The following is a 15,702-nucleotide window of genomic DNA, read 5'->3' as shown; positions in this document are numbered from 1 at the left end:
GAAGGAGCCCTATTCAAAGATCCAATTGGATCTTTGAATAGGGCTCTTTAACATATCTTTCAGCGTAGTTGCTTCTCCTAGTATTGTAAGCGGACCTCTTTAGTTAACTTTATCCGGTTATGATTGTTTTTGCTCACTGATTATCGTGTTAAGCTCAGCTTCAACCTTTGTAAGGTGGATACTGATTAGTCTTGTGGATTCCGCAACATTAGACTGCTCGATCGCATGGAATATCATTCTATGCTCTTCAAGTAGTCGCAAGGCATTTGCTTTTTCTTGATAGAACCGCAGTTCCCGTGTTTTCCCAATTGTTTCAGCGAGTCGTTGAGACAATGAGTCCATAAGTCCAATGAGCAGCGAGTTTTTGGATGCGGCTGCAATTGCAGCATGAAATTCTACATCAGCTTGTTCACCTTGAGCGGTATCATTTGAGAGCAAAGCTTGCTCCATTTTACCCAATATGATTAACAACTTCTCAAGATCCTCTTCGCTGCGTCGTTCTGCTGCAAGTGAAACCGTACCTGCTTCAAGCACTTTCCTAACTTCCAATATTTCGAGTATGGAATCCGCTTCTTGAAATATCGACCCACCACCGTGCGATGAATGTGCTGTCGGCAATACTTTCTTTACAAATGTACCGCCGCCATGCCGAATATCGAGCCAGCCCATAGCTTTCAGTGCACTAAGCGCTTCACGTACAGTGGAACGACCAACGCCGAATGCTGTTGATAAATCTACAACTGAAGGGAGTTTGCTACCAGGTTCCCAATATCCATTGTCGATCCGTTCAAGGATTAATCGGCTTACAATTTCATGTCCTCTTTCCGTTTCGATCCGCATATTTTGCATAAATGACCGTCTCCTATTCCTTTATGTGCTTCAATTTAATGAATGATTGATAATATTGGCTAGAAGACTCTGTATTTTAGTATAAGCATAAGCTATAATATTTGAAAAGTCATCTGATGACCTGATCAATTATCTGCAACTTTGTTAGTGTATATTCATCCTTATTCTATTTGTTGGAGGTACTTATGCTAAATTCTGAAATAACTGCTAAACTGCGTGCTATCGTTGGGGGAACTCGTTTTCGCGATGACAAAGAGGCGTTAGTTGCTCATTCTTACGATGGCACTCCAATGTTACAGTCATTGCCCGATGGTGTCATTTATCCAGCTTCAACCGAAGAAGTATCCGCTATTATGAAGGTGCTTCATGAATATAAAATTCCGCTTGTTAGTAGAGGCTCAGGTTCCAATTTATGTGGAGGAACTGTTCCTGCACATGGTGGAGTTGTTATGGTTATGCATCGTATGAACCGCATTTTGGAAGTTGATTTAGAAAATTTGACGGCCACTGTACAACCTGGACTTATTACTGCAGAACTGATCGCACATATAGAAGGATTAGGTCTGTTTTATCCACCAGATCCGAGCAGTATGAAAATTAGTACGATCGGCGGGAATATAGCAGAATGTTCAGGTGGTCTACGTGGCCTCAAATACGGAACTACAAAAGATTATGTTATTGGTCTTGAGGCAGTTTTAGCAAATGGCAGTATCATCCGGACCGGCGGCAAGCTTATGAAAGATGTGGCAGGCTATGATTTGACTAAGTTACTTGTTGGTTCGGAAGGAACACTCGCAATTATTACAGAGGCGACACTTAAGCTTATTCCTCCGCCAAGAGCTAAGAAGACGATGCTTGCGATGTACCGTGATTTGTACGGTGCTGCGAGGACGGTATCACGTATTATTGAAGCTAGAATTATTCCTGCTACGCTTGAGTTTATGGATAATCCAACGATTCGTGTCGTTGATGATTTTGCCAAGCTCGGACTGCCGCTTGATATGGAAGCCATTCTTCTAATTGAGCAGGATGGAGATCCTGAGACAGTTGAAAGAGATATCGAGCTGATTAGAGAAATTTGTGCGATGGAATCGGCTGATCGTATTGATGTGGCAGAGAGCCGAGAGGAAGCTGAGAAGCTGCTTACTGCTCGTAGAAGTGCCTTTACTGCGCTTGCTCGTCTTCGTCCAACCACGATATTGGAGGATGCAACCGTGCCGAGGTCACGAATAGCTGATATGGTACTGCGTATTAATGAAATCGCCAAAAAATATAATGTCACCATCGCTACTTTCGGTCACGCAGGTGACGGTAATCTTCACCCTACTGCGACAACCGACGCTAGAGATGCGGAAGAGATTCACCGAGTAGAGCTAGCTTTTGCCGAAATTTTCGAAGCTTCGATAGAACTTGGCGGTACGATAACTGGGGAACACGGTGTTGGCATTGTCAAAGCGCCATATTTGGAATGGAAGGTAGGCGCACCAGGGATGGAGGTTATGCGCGGAATTAAAGCGGCGTTTGACCCGCATAACTTGCTCAACCCAGGCAAGATCTTCGCCAAAGAAACGAAAAAAAGGGTGGTTTTGCAGCATGGCTAATACAAATGTGATCAATAAGCCGAATATCCAGCATAAAAATCCGTTGGCTCAAACGTTATTGAACAAGCTGGATTATGATCAGCTCACGAATTGTATGCGTTGCGGCTTTTGTTTGCCAGCTTGCCCGACTTTCCGCGAAACAGGCGTTGAACCAGAATCGCCGCGTGGTCGCATCGCCTTAATGAAGGCGGTAGCTGATGGACTGATGGACCCTGATCAGGCATTTCAGGATCAGATGAATCATTGCCTCGGCTGTAGAGCGTGTGAACCAGTGTGTCCAGCCGATGTGAAATACGGCCAATTGATTGAACAAGCAAGAGATGCGATCGAAGATCATGCCGAGCATAGTGCTCCGGTTAAAGGACTTCGGAAGTTGCTCTTTAAAGGTGTGTTTCCTAAGCGTGGTAACTTAAAGCTGCTTGGTGGATCTCTAGGCTTCTATCAGAAGTCAGGATTGCAGAAGTTAGCAAGAGGAACAGGAATCATGCGATTATTTCCTCAACATCTAAGGGAAATGGAAAGTATTTTGCCGCAGTCAACTTCAAAAGGAGTCGTAGAGCAGCTTGGTACATTTTATCCAGCTAAGGGTGAGGCTATTGCGCGGGTTGCCTTATTCAGAGGTTGTATTATGGATGTTATGTTTGCGGGAACGAATGTTAATACAGTAAAGCTGCTTTCAGAAGCAGGTTTTGACGTTGTTATTCCTGAGGCGCAAGTATGTTGTGGCGCACTTCATGCACATAGTGGCGAGATGGACCAAGCGAAGGGGCTAGCAAAAGTTAATATTGATGTCTTCAAAGGCGCAGGCATAGACTATATTGCCTCGAATGCGGGTGGTTGTGGTGCATTGCTGGTTGAATATGATCATTTGATGCATGAAGAAGGAGATCCTCAGCTTCGCAAGGATGCATCTTGGTTTGCAGAGAGGGTCATTGATGTCAGCAAACTAATCGTTGAAAAGGGGCGAATTCCTGCTTTTTCGGAACATAAGGATGCTGGTAAATTAGTATCGATTACTTATCAAGATTCTTGTCATTTGCGCAACGTGATGAAGAGCTCAAATTCTCCAAGACAATTAATGCGCAGCGTTGAAGGGGCGACCTATGTAGAGATGAAGGAATCAGATCGGTGCTGCGGTTCAGCTGGCACTTATAATGTGCTTCAGCCAGAGATGGCTGGACAGTTGCTAGAGCATAAGATGGAACATGCTGCGAATACGAATGCTGCTTATATGCTGACAAGTAATCCTGGATGCCTGCTCCAGATGAAGCTTGGAATCGAGAAGCATCAGCCACCGTTCCGAATGGAAGCGAAACATATCGTTGATTATTTGTATGAGCGTGTCTTTACAGATGATCAAGTGAAATAAAGTGCTAGACTGAAGAGGATGATCCGACGAGGTTTTCTAATTATAAAATCGTCAGACTTCGTAAAATAAGTATTAGACTGGTCCCAATAATAGAGACAGTGGCAGCCATGGGCTAGAAAATAAAGTCCTAGACTGCCGCTGTTTTATTAAACTAACATTACCCGTTTGGGAGCTCAACATGCAATATTTTTATTTGAGATTCGAATTAACAAATATATCACTTTAGGAAGAAGAGTATTACATTCCTTCGACTGTTCTAATATTTCCCTCTACATTCACAGACATGTAAACGTCTATGAGATCTTCACTTTCAACTTTAAAACCAAACCGCTCATAAAGACGTCTAGCAGAGCTTCCTTGTAAGACATTTAATGTTACACGTTTTCCTTTTACATCATTTTGTTCCAGTAATCTTTTTAATACATGACTACCGACCCCTTCACCTTGGTAATTGGGATGAATGTAAAAATGTTCCAATAAATAACCATCTAACGTTGGTTTTAGAGCTACGCAGCCAACAAAAGAAGAATCTGACTCAATAATCCAAGTGTAAACTGAGTCAAATGAATTACGGAAGCGTTGACGAACTTTCTCTTCATCAAACCTTCCTAACCTAGTTAAATCATTTCGTAGTACAATTGTTCGTAAATTAGCAATTGTCTCAACATCGGAATTTTGGGATTGGCGAAGAGTAATCTGTTTCATCTAACGTAACAGCTCCTTGGATTGTTAATAGTAAACTGAACAAATATTATTAGGGGTTAAGCTCCCCTTAAAAATCATTGAAATTTTTTATTCTAAAGCTATTAGGTTCTTCGCATATTATAGCTGTTTAATAAGTGTGTATCTATATGTAGTCATTTGTAACATAAGATATTAACATCGGATAATTGCTAATTAGATTAATGCTGCTTCTTCAGTCTAATCCTTTATTTTCTTCTGACAACAGATGGAGATCAATAAAGTCTTTATTTGTAAATTTAACGATAATCGTCAAAAAACATGGATAATCAGCGATTGGATGATAAAACGGTGCATGTAAGCGTTCTATTATAGTTTTTTCAACGAATACAGCCCAAACATGACGGGAATGCTCTTTTACAATTGAATTAGAAAGGAGTAGCATAAGCCTATAGCTGAATAACAGAAACGCTGAGTCATCCGTAAGATGAGCGGGGGAACCAAAGCGACGATTGAACGTCGCAGGGGTGAATCCATAAGTATGGTAGGGAATTCTCGAATCCCGAATCCGACAGCTAACCTCGCAAGCGTTGATCGAGAGATGAAGTGTGACCACTCGTGTTCAATTCGACCACAGAGATCCTTTTCTCTGTGGTTTTTTGCTGTTCATTTTTCCACATTTATTTAGAAGAAGAGAGGCTGCATCAAGATGAAAAAGCAATTTGTAGTCATTGGATTAGGAAGATTCGGAGGAAGCGTGACAAAGACGCTGATGTCGCTTGGCTACGAGGTTATGGGAATAGACAAGGACGAACGGATCGTTCAAGAATATGCGTCAGTATTAACACATGTATATCAAGGTGATTCTACGGATGATCAAGTGATGCGAGAGCTTGGTGTACGTAATATGGATCATGCGATTGTGGCTATTGGCGAAGATCTTCAATCCAGCATTTTGACAACTCTCATCTTAAAAGATATGGGTGTGAAATTCGTTACAGCAAAAGCGACTAGCGATTATCATCAGCGGGTGCTTGAAGGAGTAGGAGCGGACCATATCGTCCATCCTGAACGCGATACGGGTGTACGGGTTGCACATCAAGTTACTTCAAAAAACATGATTGATTATTTGGAGTTATCTCCTGACTATAGTTTAGTAGAAATTATTGCGCCTAATACATTTGGAAGAAAAACGCTTAAGACGTTAGATTTCCGAGCTAAATACGGCTGTAGTGTTATGGCAATTCGCAGAACGAACAATGAACTTGTTGTATCTCCTCACGCGGATGAAATAATTTTTGAAGGGGATATGTTGGTCATAATTGGAAAAAACACTGATATTGCACGATTCGAGAGGACATTTGAGGATTAGGAGGAAGGAGCTATGCCGTTTACCAATTTAAATAAACCAAAGCTCAATCCTCATCAATTGATCGCTCTTGGCTTTGCCATTATTATTTTACTCGGAGGTTTGTTATTGGCTCTTCCTGTAGCCTCCACAACGGGTGTCACAATTGGATTGCTTGATGCCATGTTTACTTCTACTTCTGCCGTATGCGTTACGGGCTTGGTTGTGCTTGATACTGGTCAAGACTTTACCGTGTTTGGTCAAGTTGTTATTATGCTGTTGATTCAAATAGGTGGAATGGGCTTTATGACTTATGGTGTTATCATTGCTCTAATTCTTGGCAAACGAATCGGTTTAAAGCAAAGAGTATTTCTTCAGGAGTCAACAAAGTCGTCTTCTATACAGGGACTTATTAAACTTGTCATGAGCATCGTCGTTATTACACTTTCTTTTCAAGCGGTAGGTGCGCTTATTTTATGGCTAAGATGGATACCTGATCTTGGTCTTGGTCAAGCAGCTTATTATGCATTGTTCCATTCGGTTTCTTCTTTTAACAATGCAGGATTTGGGTTATGGCAAGATAGTTTAGTTCAATATGTTGGAGATCCGATTGTTAATATTGTTATCTCCATGTTATTCATTGCTGGTGGTATCGGATTTATCGTTATTGTAGATATCTACAAAAAGCGTAGATGGAACAAGTTTGCACTCCATACGAAGATTGTACTTATTATTTCTGCTTTGCTGTCATTTGGAGGTTTCCTTGTTATCTTTATTCTGGAATTGTTTAATCCCGCTGTATTTGGGGGGTTAAGTTGGAGCGAGAAGTTATGGGCAGCTTATTTCCAAAGTGTGACGACAAGAACGGCGGGCTTTAATTCCGTCGACCTTACAGGATTATTAACTGCAACTCAATTTTTGATGGTGTTTCTCATGTTCATCGGGGCTTCATCCGGGTCGACGGGCGGCGGTATTAAAACGAATACATTTATGGTGCTTTTAGTTGCCATGTACAGTAATATTCGTGGACGCAATCAGGTGCATATATTTAAGCGTAAAATTGGTACCAGCATTGTATTAAACGCCTTGTCGGTCGTATTAATTTCACTTGGACTTGTGCTAGTTGTATCATTTGTACTTAGCATTACGGAAGGTGGTCAAGATTTTATTGATCTGTTGTTTGAAGCCACTTCAGCGTTCGGCACGGTAGGGATGTCACTTGGAGTGACACCGGAATTGTCTCCCGTTGGTAAGGTTATCATTATGTTTACGATGTTCGCTGGACGATTAGGACCTCTTACTCTAGCCTTTGCTTTATCGCGGAGACAACGTGACAGTAAGATCGGTTATCCAGAGGAGAAAGTACTCATCGGTTAACTTAAGCTCGCATTCGGTAAGCTTCGAAGTAGAAAATGTCTGAGTTCTAGATTGGGCGAGAACAGCCAATCTCCCATGGCTAACGAACCCAGTTACTCTTATTTGATCAACATAGGCCTATTTCGCGCTCTAACGAACTCTAGAATCGCTATTTCGATAAAAGTAGCTCAGTTTCTATTATAAAATATTATATAACGCTACCTGGATTCGTTAGAATTAAAAAAGAGCGGTTTGATTGATGACTTTGACCCAACATATCGAAGGCAATAATTTTATTTATTTGTATCCAACACTGACTTAATAAACGTGTTAATTGGTTTGAGCTGTATAGCTTCATTTAAGTTATTGCTAATTTTATATTTTCCCTTGAGCTTCAGCAGTCGATATACGCTTTCATTAAGGCGCTCCTCTGAAATTTCACCACTTCGAACACTCGTCTGCAGGGCAACTAAAGCTTCTTGCTGTAGTTCGTCCTTGTGACCGACCAATATGAGATCGCTGCCTGCCAAAATGGATTTAACGGATGCTTCTCCAATACTATTCGTTTTCATTAGACCAGCCATCGTCATATCATCGGTAATAATTACACCTTCATAGTTAAGCTTCTCTCTGAGCAATCCTGTAATTACTTCTTTAGATATAGTGGCTGGGTTACGATCATCTAATTTAAGCATCAATAAATGTGCGATCATAATAGCATCGGTTTTCTCCTCAATCGCTTTGACGAATGGTAACAACTCGAATTGCTCGAGCTCCTTGAGCGATTTACTAACTATAGGCAAGTCGAAATGGGAGTCTACCACAGTATCGCCGTGTCCAGGGAAATGTTTCACGACCGCAGCAATATTTTGTGATGATATGCCTTTCATCATCTCAATGCCATGAGTAGTTACAGATTGTGGATCGGTACCGAATGCACGATCACCGATGACCGGATTTTTTGGATTGCTGTTAATATCGAGTACAGGCGCAAAGTTCATATTGAAGCCAAGAGCATGAAGCTTCATACCAAGAGCTTGTCCAATGCTATACGTATAAGTAGAGTCATTAACATCTCCAATTGCACCGGCAGATGGAGTTTTTACAAACTCATTTGGCAATCTGCGTACTCTGCCTCCTTCTTGATCAACACTCAACCATAATGGAGAAACGTTTGATTTGTTCGTTTTTTTGAGTTCGTTAAGGAGCTTGATTGTTTGATCGGAGTTCTTAATATTATCTTTGAACAATATAAAACCGCCGACCTTATATTTGTTAATCATGGCTTTAGTAGCGGGCTGCATGGTGGTGCCATTCAATCCTACTATAACAAGTTGACCAACCTTTTCTTCTAGAGTCATCGAATCTAGTTGGAGCTGAATATTGTCATTGTTGGGTGCCTCTGGAGCGGGAGTAGTCTTTGTAAAAGGAGCTTCAGAAGTAGGGGGAGTTGTTATGTGATTTGTGTTAGTGACAAATTGATCTTCTTGTGAGTCTAATTGTTCGCTCGCTTTGCTGCAACTAGTTACAACAAACAAAGTTAGTAGAATAACGATGATGAGGGAGACTTCTCGACGCATTAACAATTCCTCCATTGCATCTAAAGTAACTCTTATTGTAAATGGAGAAACTTCATTGGTCAAACGGTGGTGTAGTTGCTGCTGTTCTTGTACAAGTAGCAGGAATTAACTTCACATGCGAATCAATCCCTGCCCAGCGCCAACGATAATATAGACATGCACAACCACTCTTAATGTTTATTATGCAATTTCATAAGGTATGCTTGCTTTTGGATTTTCAAATAGTCCTGCTCAATGCTTGTATCGTACCATCTTTCCTTATATGCATATCCAAGCATACCGCTAGTGGAGCAAAGTTCACTTAGGGCGTCTGTTAGTTGAATTTCTCCACCTTGTCCAGGAGCTATATCTTTTAAAACTTCAAACACTTCAGGCCTTAGTACATATCTACCCATGATTGCTAGATTCGAAGGTGGATCTTTTTTAGGTTTTTCTACAATCGATTCTATATCAAAGACCCGGTTTTTGAGCCTTTGTGCAGCGACGACACCGTAGTTTTTGAGCAGTGCAGGTTCAACATGCTGCAATCCTATTACATTAGTTGAGTACGTATCATAGGTTTTGATTAAAGGAATAAGCATCGACTTGCGTTGAAGGCTTACTTGATCTGGGAGAAGCACTGCAAAAGGCTCATTTCCGGCAAATGATTTCCCCATTAATACGGCATGTCCGAGACCTAACGCTTCATGTTGGCGAGTATATTGGATGCTGACTTTAGGCGGAGTGATAGTTGGGATTAGATGCTCTTTGCCTCTTGCGGTAAGGAAACATTCTAGTTCAATGGAACGATCAAAATAATTCATAATTTCATTTTTATTACGTGACAAAATAATTAGGATTTCTGTTATTCCCGCTAGTATAGCTTCTTCCACAATATATTCAATAGTAGGCCTTCCACCAATGGGAAACATTTCCTTCGGAATCGATTTGGTGACAGGCAAATTGCGGATGCCATATCCAGCGGCTGGAATGATGGCTCTATAAATCAATAACATCACCTCTCATAGTGATTCCTTTAGGATCAGTATATTGCTGAAACGGGGAATGAAGCATGTCTACCTGGAAAAAGGGGCAAATGTACTGCCCTATTTTCAAAAGTTTTGTAAAGGTAACTATGTTAAACGCCGTTTCCTTTTTGCCCGCTGGCGCACAAGATAGTGTAGTGCTAGAGGTTGCGAAGAGAGGATGCAGCTAATGAATATTTGTATAGTGGGCGCAGGGTATGTGGGTCTGACCACAGCCGCTGTGTTATCCCAGCTTGGTCATAAGGTTTATTGCGTAGATCGAGACGAAAGCAAAATCGAGATGTTGAATAAAGGGAAAATCCCGATATTCGAACCTGGTTTAGACGAGATGGTGGAGATGAATCGGCGGGAGAAGCGGCTGTTTTTTCATTCAGATGTAGAAGACGGTTTGTCGGCAAATGATGTGATTATGATTGCAGTTGGCACACCTTCTGCTTCGGATGGAACGGCAGACCTTGTTTATGTAAAAAGTGTTCTACTTATGATTAGCAATGCCATTCAAACTCATAAAACGATTATTATGAAAAGCACAGTTCCACCAGGGACGGGAAATTGGGCAGTTTCATTTCTGCAAGAACAAGGAGTCTCCGCGGAACTTTTCGACGTGGTGTCTAATCCTGAATTTTTGAGAGAAGGTACAGCAATTTTTGATACGTTACACCCGGATCGATTCGTTATCGGGGCTGATAGTGTTATCGCAATAGAAACGGTACGAGAGTTATATGCGGGCATTGAGACGGAGACGCTTATTACCGGGAGAACGGAAGCAGAGATGATAAAATATGGTTCCAATGCATTCCTTGCAACGAAGCTGTCATTTATTAATGAGTTAGCAAGAGTATGTGATATTTATGGAGCTGATATAACAAAGGTGTCATTGGGTATAGGGATGGACAGCAGAGTTGGAGGCAAATTTTTTCAAGCGGGTATCGGTTACGGAGGTTCTTGCTTACCGAAAGATGTTAACGCACTTATCGGTGCTGCAGCTTCCAAGGGAGTGCCTCTTACACTCTTAAACACGGTCGCGTCGATTAATGAGTCACAACTCGATGTGTATATTGAAAAGCTTGAGAGTATGATTGGATCATTAAACGAGGAAACACAAATCGCTGTGTGGGGAGCTACATTCAAAGAAAATACAGATGATATTCGTTATTCACAAGCGGTCGCATTGATAGAACGATTAGTATTGAAGGGTTGCAAGCTGACAGCATACGATCCATTGGTTGCTCCGCCAATCAACGGTGTTACTTGGTCCAGCACAGCGATGGGAGCGGTACATGGAGCAGATGCGCTAATCGTGGCGACAGGCTGGCAAGAACTAGTCCAAGGTGACTGGAAGGAAGTGAGGAGGGTTATGAGAGGCGAACTTGTGATGGATGGACGAAATGTACTTGATAGGGATGCTATTGAGCAAGGAGGTCTTCGTTATGTAGGGGTGGGGCGTCCGTGAAAATTGTTGTGACAGGTGCAGCAGGATTTATTGGTTCTCATCTTTGTGAAGCATTGCTGAGCAATCCAAATTATGAGGTTATCGGAATAGATGCTTTAGTCCGAGATGAGCTGGTATTGATTGGTACGCGGCATTTGGAAAAAATCATCGATCATTCACGGTTTACATTTCATCAGGAAAATCTAATGAATGTAAAGTGGGAGGAAATACTTGCTGATGTCGATATCGTCTATCATCTAGGAGGTATACCTGGTGTGAGGAATAGCTGGGGTTCCGACTTTGCAAATTATGTTCGCAACAATATTAGCGCAACTCAACATTTGCTCGAAGCCTGCGTAGGGAAAAACATGAAGAAGTTTGTTTTTATATCCACTTCATCGGTATATGGAGACACAACAGGAATGGTATCTGAAGATGCGTTGCCAACTCCATTGTCACCATATGGCGTAACGAAATTAACAGGTGAGCAGCTTTGCCGTGTGTATTGGCGTAATGAAGGTGTTCCTATCGTCATATTAAGATATTTTACTGTGTATGGTCCTAGGCAACGTTCAGATATGGCCTTTCATCGTTTTATTCGCCAGCTGTTGGAGAAAAAGCCCATTACGTTGTATGGGGATGGATTCCAGTCCAGAGATTTTACTTTTGTCAGTGATTGCGCTTCAGCAACAGCTTCTGTAGTAAAAGCGCCAAATGTGATTGGTGAAACGATTAATATTGGGGGGAAGCAGCGGTCAACGATTATTGATGTGATCCGAATGCTTGAGAGGTTAACGGGAGAAGAAGCACATATTATGAGAATCGGGAGTTTGAAAGGGGAGCCCGTTCATACATGGGCTAATATTGGGAAGGCGGAAACTTTACTCGGATATAAGCCGCTTATCGGTTTGGAAGAGGGGCTCCAGCAAGAAGTCGATTATATTAGACGATATTTGTAATGCAAGCAGCATAGGAAAAGGGGCGTCGCATCGTCATTGACTATGACTTTGAGACGTCCCTTGGTTTGTACATATGTTATTCAACTTTAAACAACGTTGCGATGGAACCGCCTTCGGTAATGATTTTGATAGCGGCACCTAGCAATGGAGCCATCGGAAGCACAATAAACTTGTCAGGACGATCTTGGTCAAGCAGGATCGTATCTGTGATGACAACTTCTTGGATGTTAGGATGGTTTAGCTTTTCAACTGCATTTTCGGAAAATAGTCCGTGAGTTGCACAGATGAAAGCATCTTCTGCTCCACGTTTCTTAAGTGCTTCTACTACGTTCACAATTGTGCTGCCAGTATCAATTAGATCTTCGATAATAATCGGCGTCATACCTTCAACCTCACCGATAATATGAGTAATCTCGGATTTATTGTGTGCAGGACGATTTTTGATCATAATTGCAAACGGACAATCGAGCAGACCTGCTAACTTCTCAGCAGTAGTTGCGCGTCCAGCATCAGGCGATACGACAACTGGGTTTTTGATATCCTTTTGTCTGAGATAATCAATGATTAAATCAAGAGCAGTCAAATGATCCACCGTAATATTGAAGAAGCCTTGGATTGGATCGGCATGCAAATCGACAGATATAATACGATTTGCTCCAACAGTTGTCAATATATCAGCGACCATCTTAGCGGAGATAGGTTCCCTTGGCGCTGACTTACGTTCTTGACGAGCATATCCGTAGTACGGCATAACGATATTGATCGATTTGGCGGAAGCACGCTTCGCTGCATCAATCATGACGAGCAATTCTACCAAATGCTCATTAACCGGATTTGATAATGACTGTACTAAAAATACATGGGAGTTTCGCAGCGATTCCTCATAAGATACATGGATTTCCCCGCTTTGAAGACGAGAAATAGCTATTTTGCCTAGTGGCATATTTAGTTGTTCACAAACTTTTATCGCTAATGGCTCATTGGATGAACCTGAAAATACTTTAATCTTCGGCATATTGCCCTCCATTCTTGCATGTGTGGCTTATCGTAAATTTGGAATTGCAACGTCTGGGTTTGTGTCTGCTTCATAATTAATTCCGTCTGTTTGGAAGCCGAACAACTGGAAGAACTCGCGGCGATAACCTTCGAGATCAGAAAGTTCATATACGTTTTCTGTCGTCAATTCAGCCCATAGCTTCGCTACTTCTGCTTGAATTTCAGGACGCATTTCCCAATCATCCACACGAATAAGTCCCTTTTCATCAACAAGCGTTTCACTTTGACCGTAAAGTCTCTCAGCGAATAAGCGATACATTTGTTCGATGCAGCCCTCATGAATGCCTTGTTCTTTCATTACTTTGTAAAGAGCAGAAATATAAAGAGGTACAACCGGAATAGCAGAGCTGGATTGCGTAACGAGCGCTTTGTTTACGGAAACAAATGCACGTCCACCATTCGTGCCTAGTTGAGCATTCAGGCGATGAGCTGTAGCTTCTAGATCGTTTTTGGCTGCGCCAATTGTTCCTTCGCGATAGACAGCATGAGTAATTTCTGGACCGATATAAGAATAAGCAACAGTTGTTGCACCTTCTGCTAGAGCGCCTGCACGTCCAAGCTCATCAATCCACATCTGCCAGTCCTCTCCGCCCATGACTGCAATCGTCTGACGCAGTTCGTCTTCCGTTGCTGGCTCAATTGTAGCAGTTGTAACTTCGCCATTATGGAAGTTAACTGTTTTGTTCGTATATGTTCCGCCAAGCGGCTTAATGACAGAGGAGAATACTTCCCCAGTCTTTGGATGAGTACGTCTTGGTGATGCAACGCTGTAAATGACTAAGTCGATTTGACCAAGCTCAGTACGAATAAGGTCAATCGTTTTTGCTTTGATTTCATCTGAGAAAGCATCGCCAACGATGCTGTAGGATTTGCGTCCAGCTTTCGCTGCTGCTTCTTCGAATGCAGCGGAATTATACCAGCCTGCAGAAGCAGTACGAGCGCCTTCAGCAGCTTTGTCGAAATAAACGCCAACGGTGTTCGCTCCAGCAGCAAAAGAAGAGACGATGCGGGAAGCAAGGCCGTAGCCAGTTGAAGCACCTACAACTAGAACGTTGCGAGGTCCTTCGATAGCAGGCTGGCTAGTTACATAATCAATTTGTCGTTGTACTTGGCTTGCACAGCCCTCTGGATGTGCTGTCGTACAAATAAAACCGCGTGTTTTGGGTTGAATAATCATATTTGGGATATTCCTTTCTCTAATAAAGTGACAAGGATCTATGTATCTTAAATAACTCTATCCCATTTTACCGATATTTACGCACAAAAGAAAGGATAAAAGCAAAAAGAGAACGCGGAAGCGCTCTCTTTTTGCTTGTTTCAAAATATAAGCCTCGTATAAGTTTTTCTTCTTATAAGAGGCTTATATTTCTCCGCAAAATGAAAGCTAAGCCTCCAAGGGAAGGCATTAGCCGTTTACACTTGATTAGCGATTCCCTGTTAACTGTTGTTCTGCAATTTGGACGAGTCTGCGTGTAATATTGCCGCCAATAGAGCCGATATCTCGAGTGGTCATATTTCCGTAATAACCATCTTGCGGAAGTTGAATACCCAGTTCCGCTGCGATTTCATATTTCAGTTGCTCAAGCGCTGCACGTGCTTGTGGTACAAGAAGTTGATTTGATCCCTTTGCCATCTATTCTCAGCCTCCTTCTTGAGGCTATTATGCTGCAACTGCAAGGGAATTATTCGTAAATGAAACCGTTATTTACCTACGAGATATGAAATAGCTTTCCCTACATAGAAAAGACAGTCTCCACTAAGAGCCTGTCTTCGTCTATTATATTACCAATTATTTAATTACTCGTCTTGCAGTTACATATTTGCTTTTCCAGTAGGTTGAATTCATATTTGCAATGGAAACGCCCTTGCTGCTGGCGCTGTGGATGATTTGGTTGTTGCCGGCATAGATTGCCACATGGCTAATCGATTTCCCATTCGTTTTGTAGAAAACGAGATCTCCTGTACTTAAAGAAGCTTTATCGACTTTTGTTCCCATGCTAGCTTGAGCCGCAGATGTACGCGGAAGCCAAATGTTTAAGCGCTTAAACATATATTGTGTAAAAGATGAGCAATCGAATGCGCTCGTATTTCCTGGTTTTGCTCCGAATTGATATGGCGTTCCTATGTAATCTTTACTCGTTTCAATCAGTTCAAGTGATGCAGGATTTGCAGCAGAAACGTCTTGATTAGCAGCCCCAAAAGTAAATGCAGTCCATACAATAGCACTACAAGTGCTAATTTTTACAATGCGTTTAAACAAGCTTATGTTTTTCATGATGTTAGGTTATCCTCTACTGTTTCGTTTGATGTTATCACTATAACACACGGAAAAAGGGCCTATTTTACTCTATGAGAACGATAATCCAGCGGTAATCATGCTAAATGAGCGATTATGAGAAATTAATGAAAAAATATTAATAATTAATGACGTGTCATTGTATAGACT

General features: G+C 41.8%; 14 protein-coding genes and 1 riboswitch. Of the genes, 6 read left to right on the top strand and 8 right to left on the bottom strand.

Features of this window, described 5'->3' with window-relative positions; translation table 11 throughout:
• Positions 1-117: 117 nt before the first annotated feature.
• Entirely contained in the window at positions 118-849 is a 732-nt protein-coding gene (locus MFF31_RS21885; RefSeq protein ID WP_238191028.1) for a FadR/GntR family transcriptional regulator, read from the bottom strand.
• A gap of 185 nt (positions 850-1,034) precedes the next feature.
• On the opposite strand from MFF31_RS21885, the gene MFF31_RS21880 reads away from it, so the two are divergent.
• Positions 1,035-2,450, top strand: a complete 1,416-nt coding sequence (locus tag MFF31_RS21880; protein WP_238191026.1) for an FAD-binding oxidoreductase — start codon at positions 1,035-1,037, stop codon at positions 2,448-2,450.
• Positions 2,443-3,819: a (Fe-S)-binding protein gene (locus MFF31_RS21875; protein WP_238191025.1), complete on the top strand. Its 1,377-nt coding sequence runs from the start codon at positions 2,443-2,445 to the stop codon at positions 3,817-3,819. The genes MFF31_RS21880 and MFF31_RS21875 overlap by 8 nt, the downstream gene beginning before the upstream one ends.
• Before the next feature lie 237 nt (positions 3,820-4,056).
• Here the strand turns inward: MFF31_RS21875 and MFF31_RS21870 are convergent, their stop codons facing one another.
• Positions 4,057-4,524, bottom strand: a complete 468-nt coding sequence (locus tag MFF31_RS21870; RefSeq protein ID WP_238191023.1) for a GNAT family N-acetyltransferase — start codon at positions 4,522-4,524, stop codon at positions 4,057-4,059.
• Between the two features lie 435 nt (positions 4,525-4,959).
• Positions 4,960-5,106, top strand: a riboswitch (cyclic di-AMP (ydaO/yuaA leader).
• Positions 5,107-5,209: 103 nt separating this feature from the next.
• Between MFF31_RS21870 and MFF31_RS21865 the strand changes: the two genes are divergently transcribed.
• Both MFF31_RS21865 and MFF31_RS21860 read left to right on the top strand, forming a co-directional pair.
• Positions 5,210-5,872 carry a potassium channel family protein gene (locus tag MFF31_RS21865; RefSeq protein ID WP_238191021.1) on the top strand — a complete coding sequence of 221 codons (663 nt, stop codon included), beginning with the start codon at positions 5,210-5,212 and terminating at the stop codon, positions 5,870-5,872.
• A 12-nt stretch (positions 5,873-5,884) separates the two neighbouring features.
• The gene (locus MFF31_RS21860; RefSeq protein WP_238191019.1) at positions 5,885-7,225 is read left to right on the top strand and encodes a TrkH family potassium uptake protein; all 1,341 of its coding nucleotides are present in this window, start codon (positions 5,885-5,887) and stop codon (positions 7,223-7,225) included.
• Between the two features lie 272 nt (positions 7,226-7,497).
• On the opposite strand, the gene nagZ is transcribed toward MFF31_RS21860, so the two are convergent.
• Both nagZ and MFF31_RS21850 read right to left on the bottom strand, forming a co-directional pair.
• Positions 7,498-8,784 (bottom strand): beta-N-acetylhexosaminidase, encoded by a 1,287-nt coding sequence (gene nagZ / locus MFF31_RS21855; protein WP_238191017.1) that lies wholly within the window; start codon positions 8,782-8,784, stop codon positions 7,498-7,500.
• A 170-nt stretch (positions 8,785-8,954) separates the two neighbouring features.
• Positions 8,955-9,773, bottom strand: a complete 819-nt coding sequence (locus tag MFF31_RS21850; protein ID WP_375541342.1) for a UTP--glucose-1-phosphate uridylyltransferase — start codon at positions 9,771-9,773, stop codon at positions 8,955-8,957.
• 205 nt (positions 9,774-9,978) lie between these two features.
• Here MFF31_RS21850 and MFF31_RS21845 point away from each other — a divergent pair, with 205 nt between their 5' ends.
• The gene (locus MFF31_RS21845) at positions 9,979-11,262 is read left to right on the top strand and encodes a UDP-glucose dehydrogenase family protein (RefSeq protein ID WP_238191015.1); all 1,284 of its coding nucleotides are present in this window, start codon (positions 9,979-9,981) and stop codon (positions 11,260-11,262) included.
• Positions 11,259-12,200, top strand: coding sequence for an NAD-dependent epimerase/dehydratase family protein (locus tag MFF31_RS21840; protein ID WP_238191013.1), 942 nt, complete (start codon positions 11,259-11,261; stop codon positions 12,198-12,200). The genes MFF31_RS21845 and MFF31_RS21840 overlap by 4 nt, the downstream gene beginning before the upstream one ends.
• Before the next feature lie 76 nt (positions 12,201-12,276).
• On the opposite strand, the gene MFF31_RS21835 is transcribed toward MFF31_RS21840, so the two are convergent.
• The 4 genes from MFF31_RS21835 to MFF31_RS21820 form a co-directional block, all read right to left on the bottom strand.
• Positions 12,277-13,215 carry a ribose-phosphate diphosphokinase gene (locus tag MFF31_RS21835; protein ID WP_238191011.1) on the bottom strand — a complete coding sequence of 313 codons (939 nt, stop codon included), beginning with the start codon at positions 13,213-13,215 and terminating at the stop codon, positions 12,277-12,279.
• Positions 13,216-13,242: 27 nt separating this feature from the next.
• The gene (fabV, locus tag MFF31_RS21830) at positions 13,243-14,433 is read right to left on the bottom strand and encodes an enoyl-ACP reductase FabV (protein WP_238191009.1); all 1,191 of its coding nucleotides are present in this window, start codon (positions 14,431-14,433) and stop codon (positions 13,243-13,245) included.
• 246 nt (positions 14,434-14,679) lie between these two features.
• Complete coding sequence (locus MFF31_RS21825; RefSeq protein WP_238191007.1) at positions 14,680-14,889, bottom strand: alpha/beta-type small acid-soluble spore protein; 210 nt, start codon at positions 14,887-14,889, stop codon at positions 14,680-14,682.
• Positions 14,890-15,045: 156 nt separating this feature from the next.
• Entirely contained in the window at positions 15,046-15,531 is a 486-nt protein-coding gene (locus tag MFF31_RS21820) for a C40 family peptidase (RefSeq protein ID WP_238191005.1), read from the bottom strand.
• Positions 15,532-15,702: the final 171 nt, after the last annotated feature.

This window comes from Paenibacillus sp. L3-i20, assembly GCF_022180385.2.
Lineage (GTDB): Bacteria > Bacillota > Bacilli > Paenibacillales > Paenibacillaceae > Pristimantibacillus.
The sequence above is the reverse complement of the archived record's forward strand: the minus strand, read 5'-3'. Positions and strand labels throughout refer to the sequence as shown.

Excerpts from the sequence above, each read along its gene's own strand:
- MFF31_RS21885 (WP_238191028.1), bottom strand. The coding sequence starts at position 849 with ATGCAAAATATGCGGATCGAAACGGAAAGAGGACATGAAATTGTAAGC.
- MFF31_RS21880 (WP_238191026.1), top strand. The coding sequence starts at position 1,035 with ATGCTAAATTCTGAAATAACTGCTAAACTGCGTGCTATCGTTGGGGGA.
- MFF31_RS21875 (WP_238191025.1), top strand. The coding sequence starts at position 2,443 with ATGGCTAATACAAATGTGATCAATAAGCCGAATATCCAGCATAAAAAT.
- MFF31_RS21870 (WP_238191023.1), bottom strand. The coding sequence starts at position 4,524 with ATGAAACAGATTACTCTTCGCCAATCCCAAAATTCCGATGTTGAGACA.
- MFF31_RS21865 (WP_238191021.1), top strand. The coding sequence starts at position 5,210 with ATGAAAAAGCAATTTGTAGTCATTGGATTAGGAAGATTCGGAGGAAGC.
- MFF31_RS21860 (WP_238191019.1), top strand. The coding sequence starts at position 5,885 with ATGCCGTTTACCAATTTAAATAAACCAAAGCTCAATCCTCATCAATTG.
- nagZ (WP_238191017.1), bottom strand. The coding sequence starts at position 8,784 with ATGCGTCGAGAAGTCTCCCTCATCATCGTTATTCTACTAACTTTGTTT.
- MFF31_RS21845 (WP_238191015.1), top strand. The coding sequence starts at position 9,979 with ATGAATATTTGTATAGTGGGCGCAGGGTATGTGGGTCTGACCACAGCC.
- MFF31_RS21835 (WP_238191011.1), bottom strand. The coding sequence starts at position 13,215 with ATGCCGAAGATTAAAGTATTTTCAGGTTCATCCAATGAGCCATTAGCG.
- fabV (WP_238191009.1), bottom strand. The coding sequence starts at position 14,433 with ATGATTATTCAACCCAAAACACGCGGTTTTATTTGTACGACAGCACAT.
- MFF31_RS21825 (WP_238191007.1), bottom strand. The coding sequence starts at position 14,889 with ATGGCAAAGGGATCAAATCAACTTCTTGTACCACAAGCACGTGCAGCG.
- MFF31_RS21820 (WP_238191005.1), bottom strand. The coding sequence starts at position 15,531 with ATGAAAAACATAAGCTTGTTTAAACGCATTGTAAAAATTAGCACTTGT.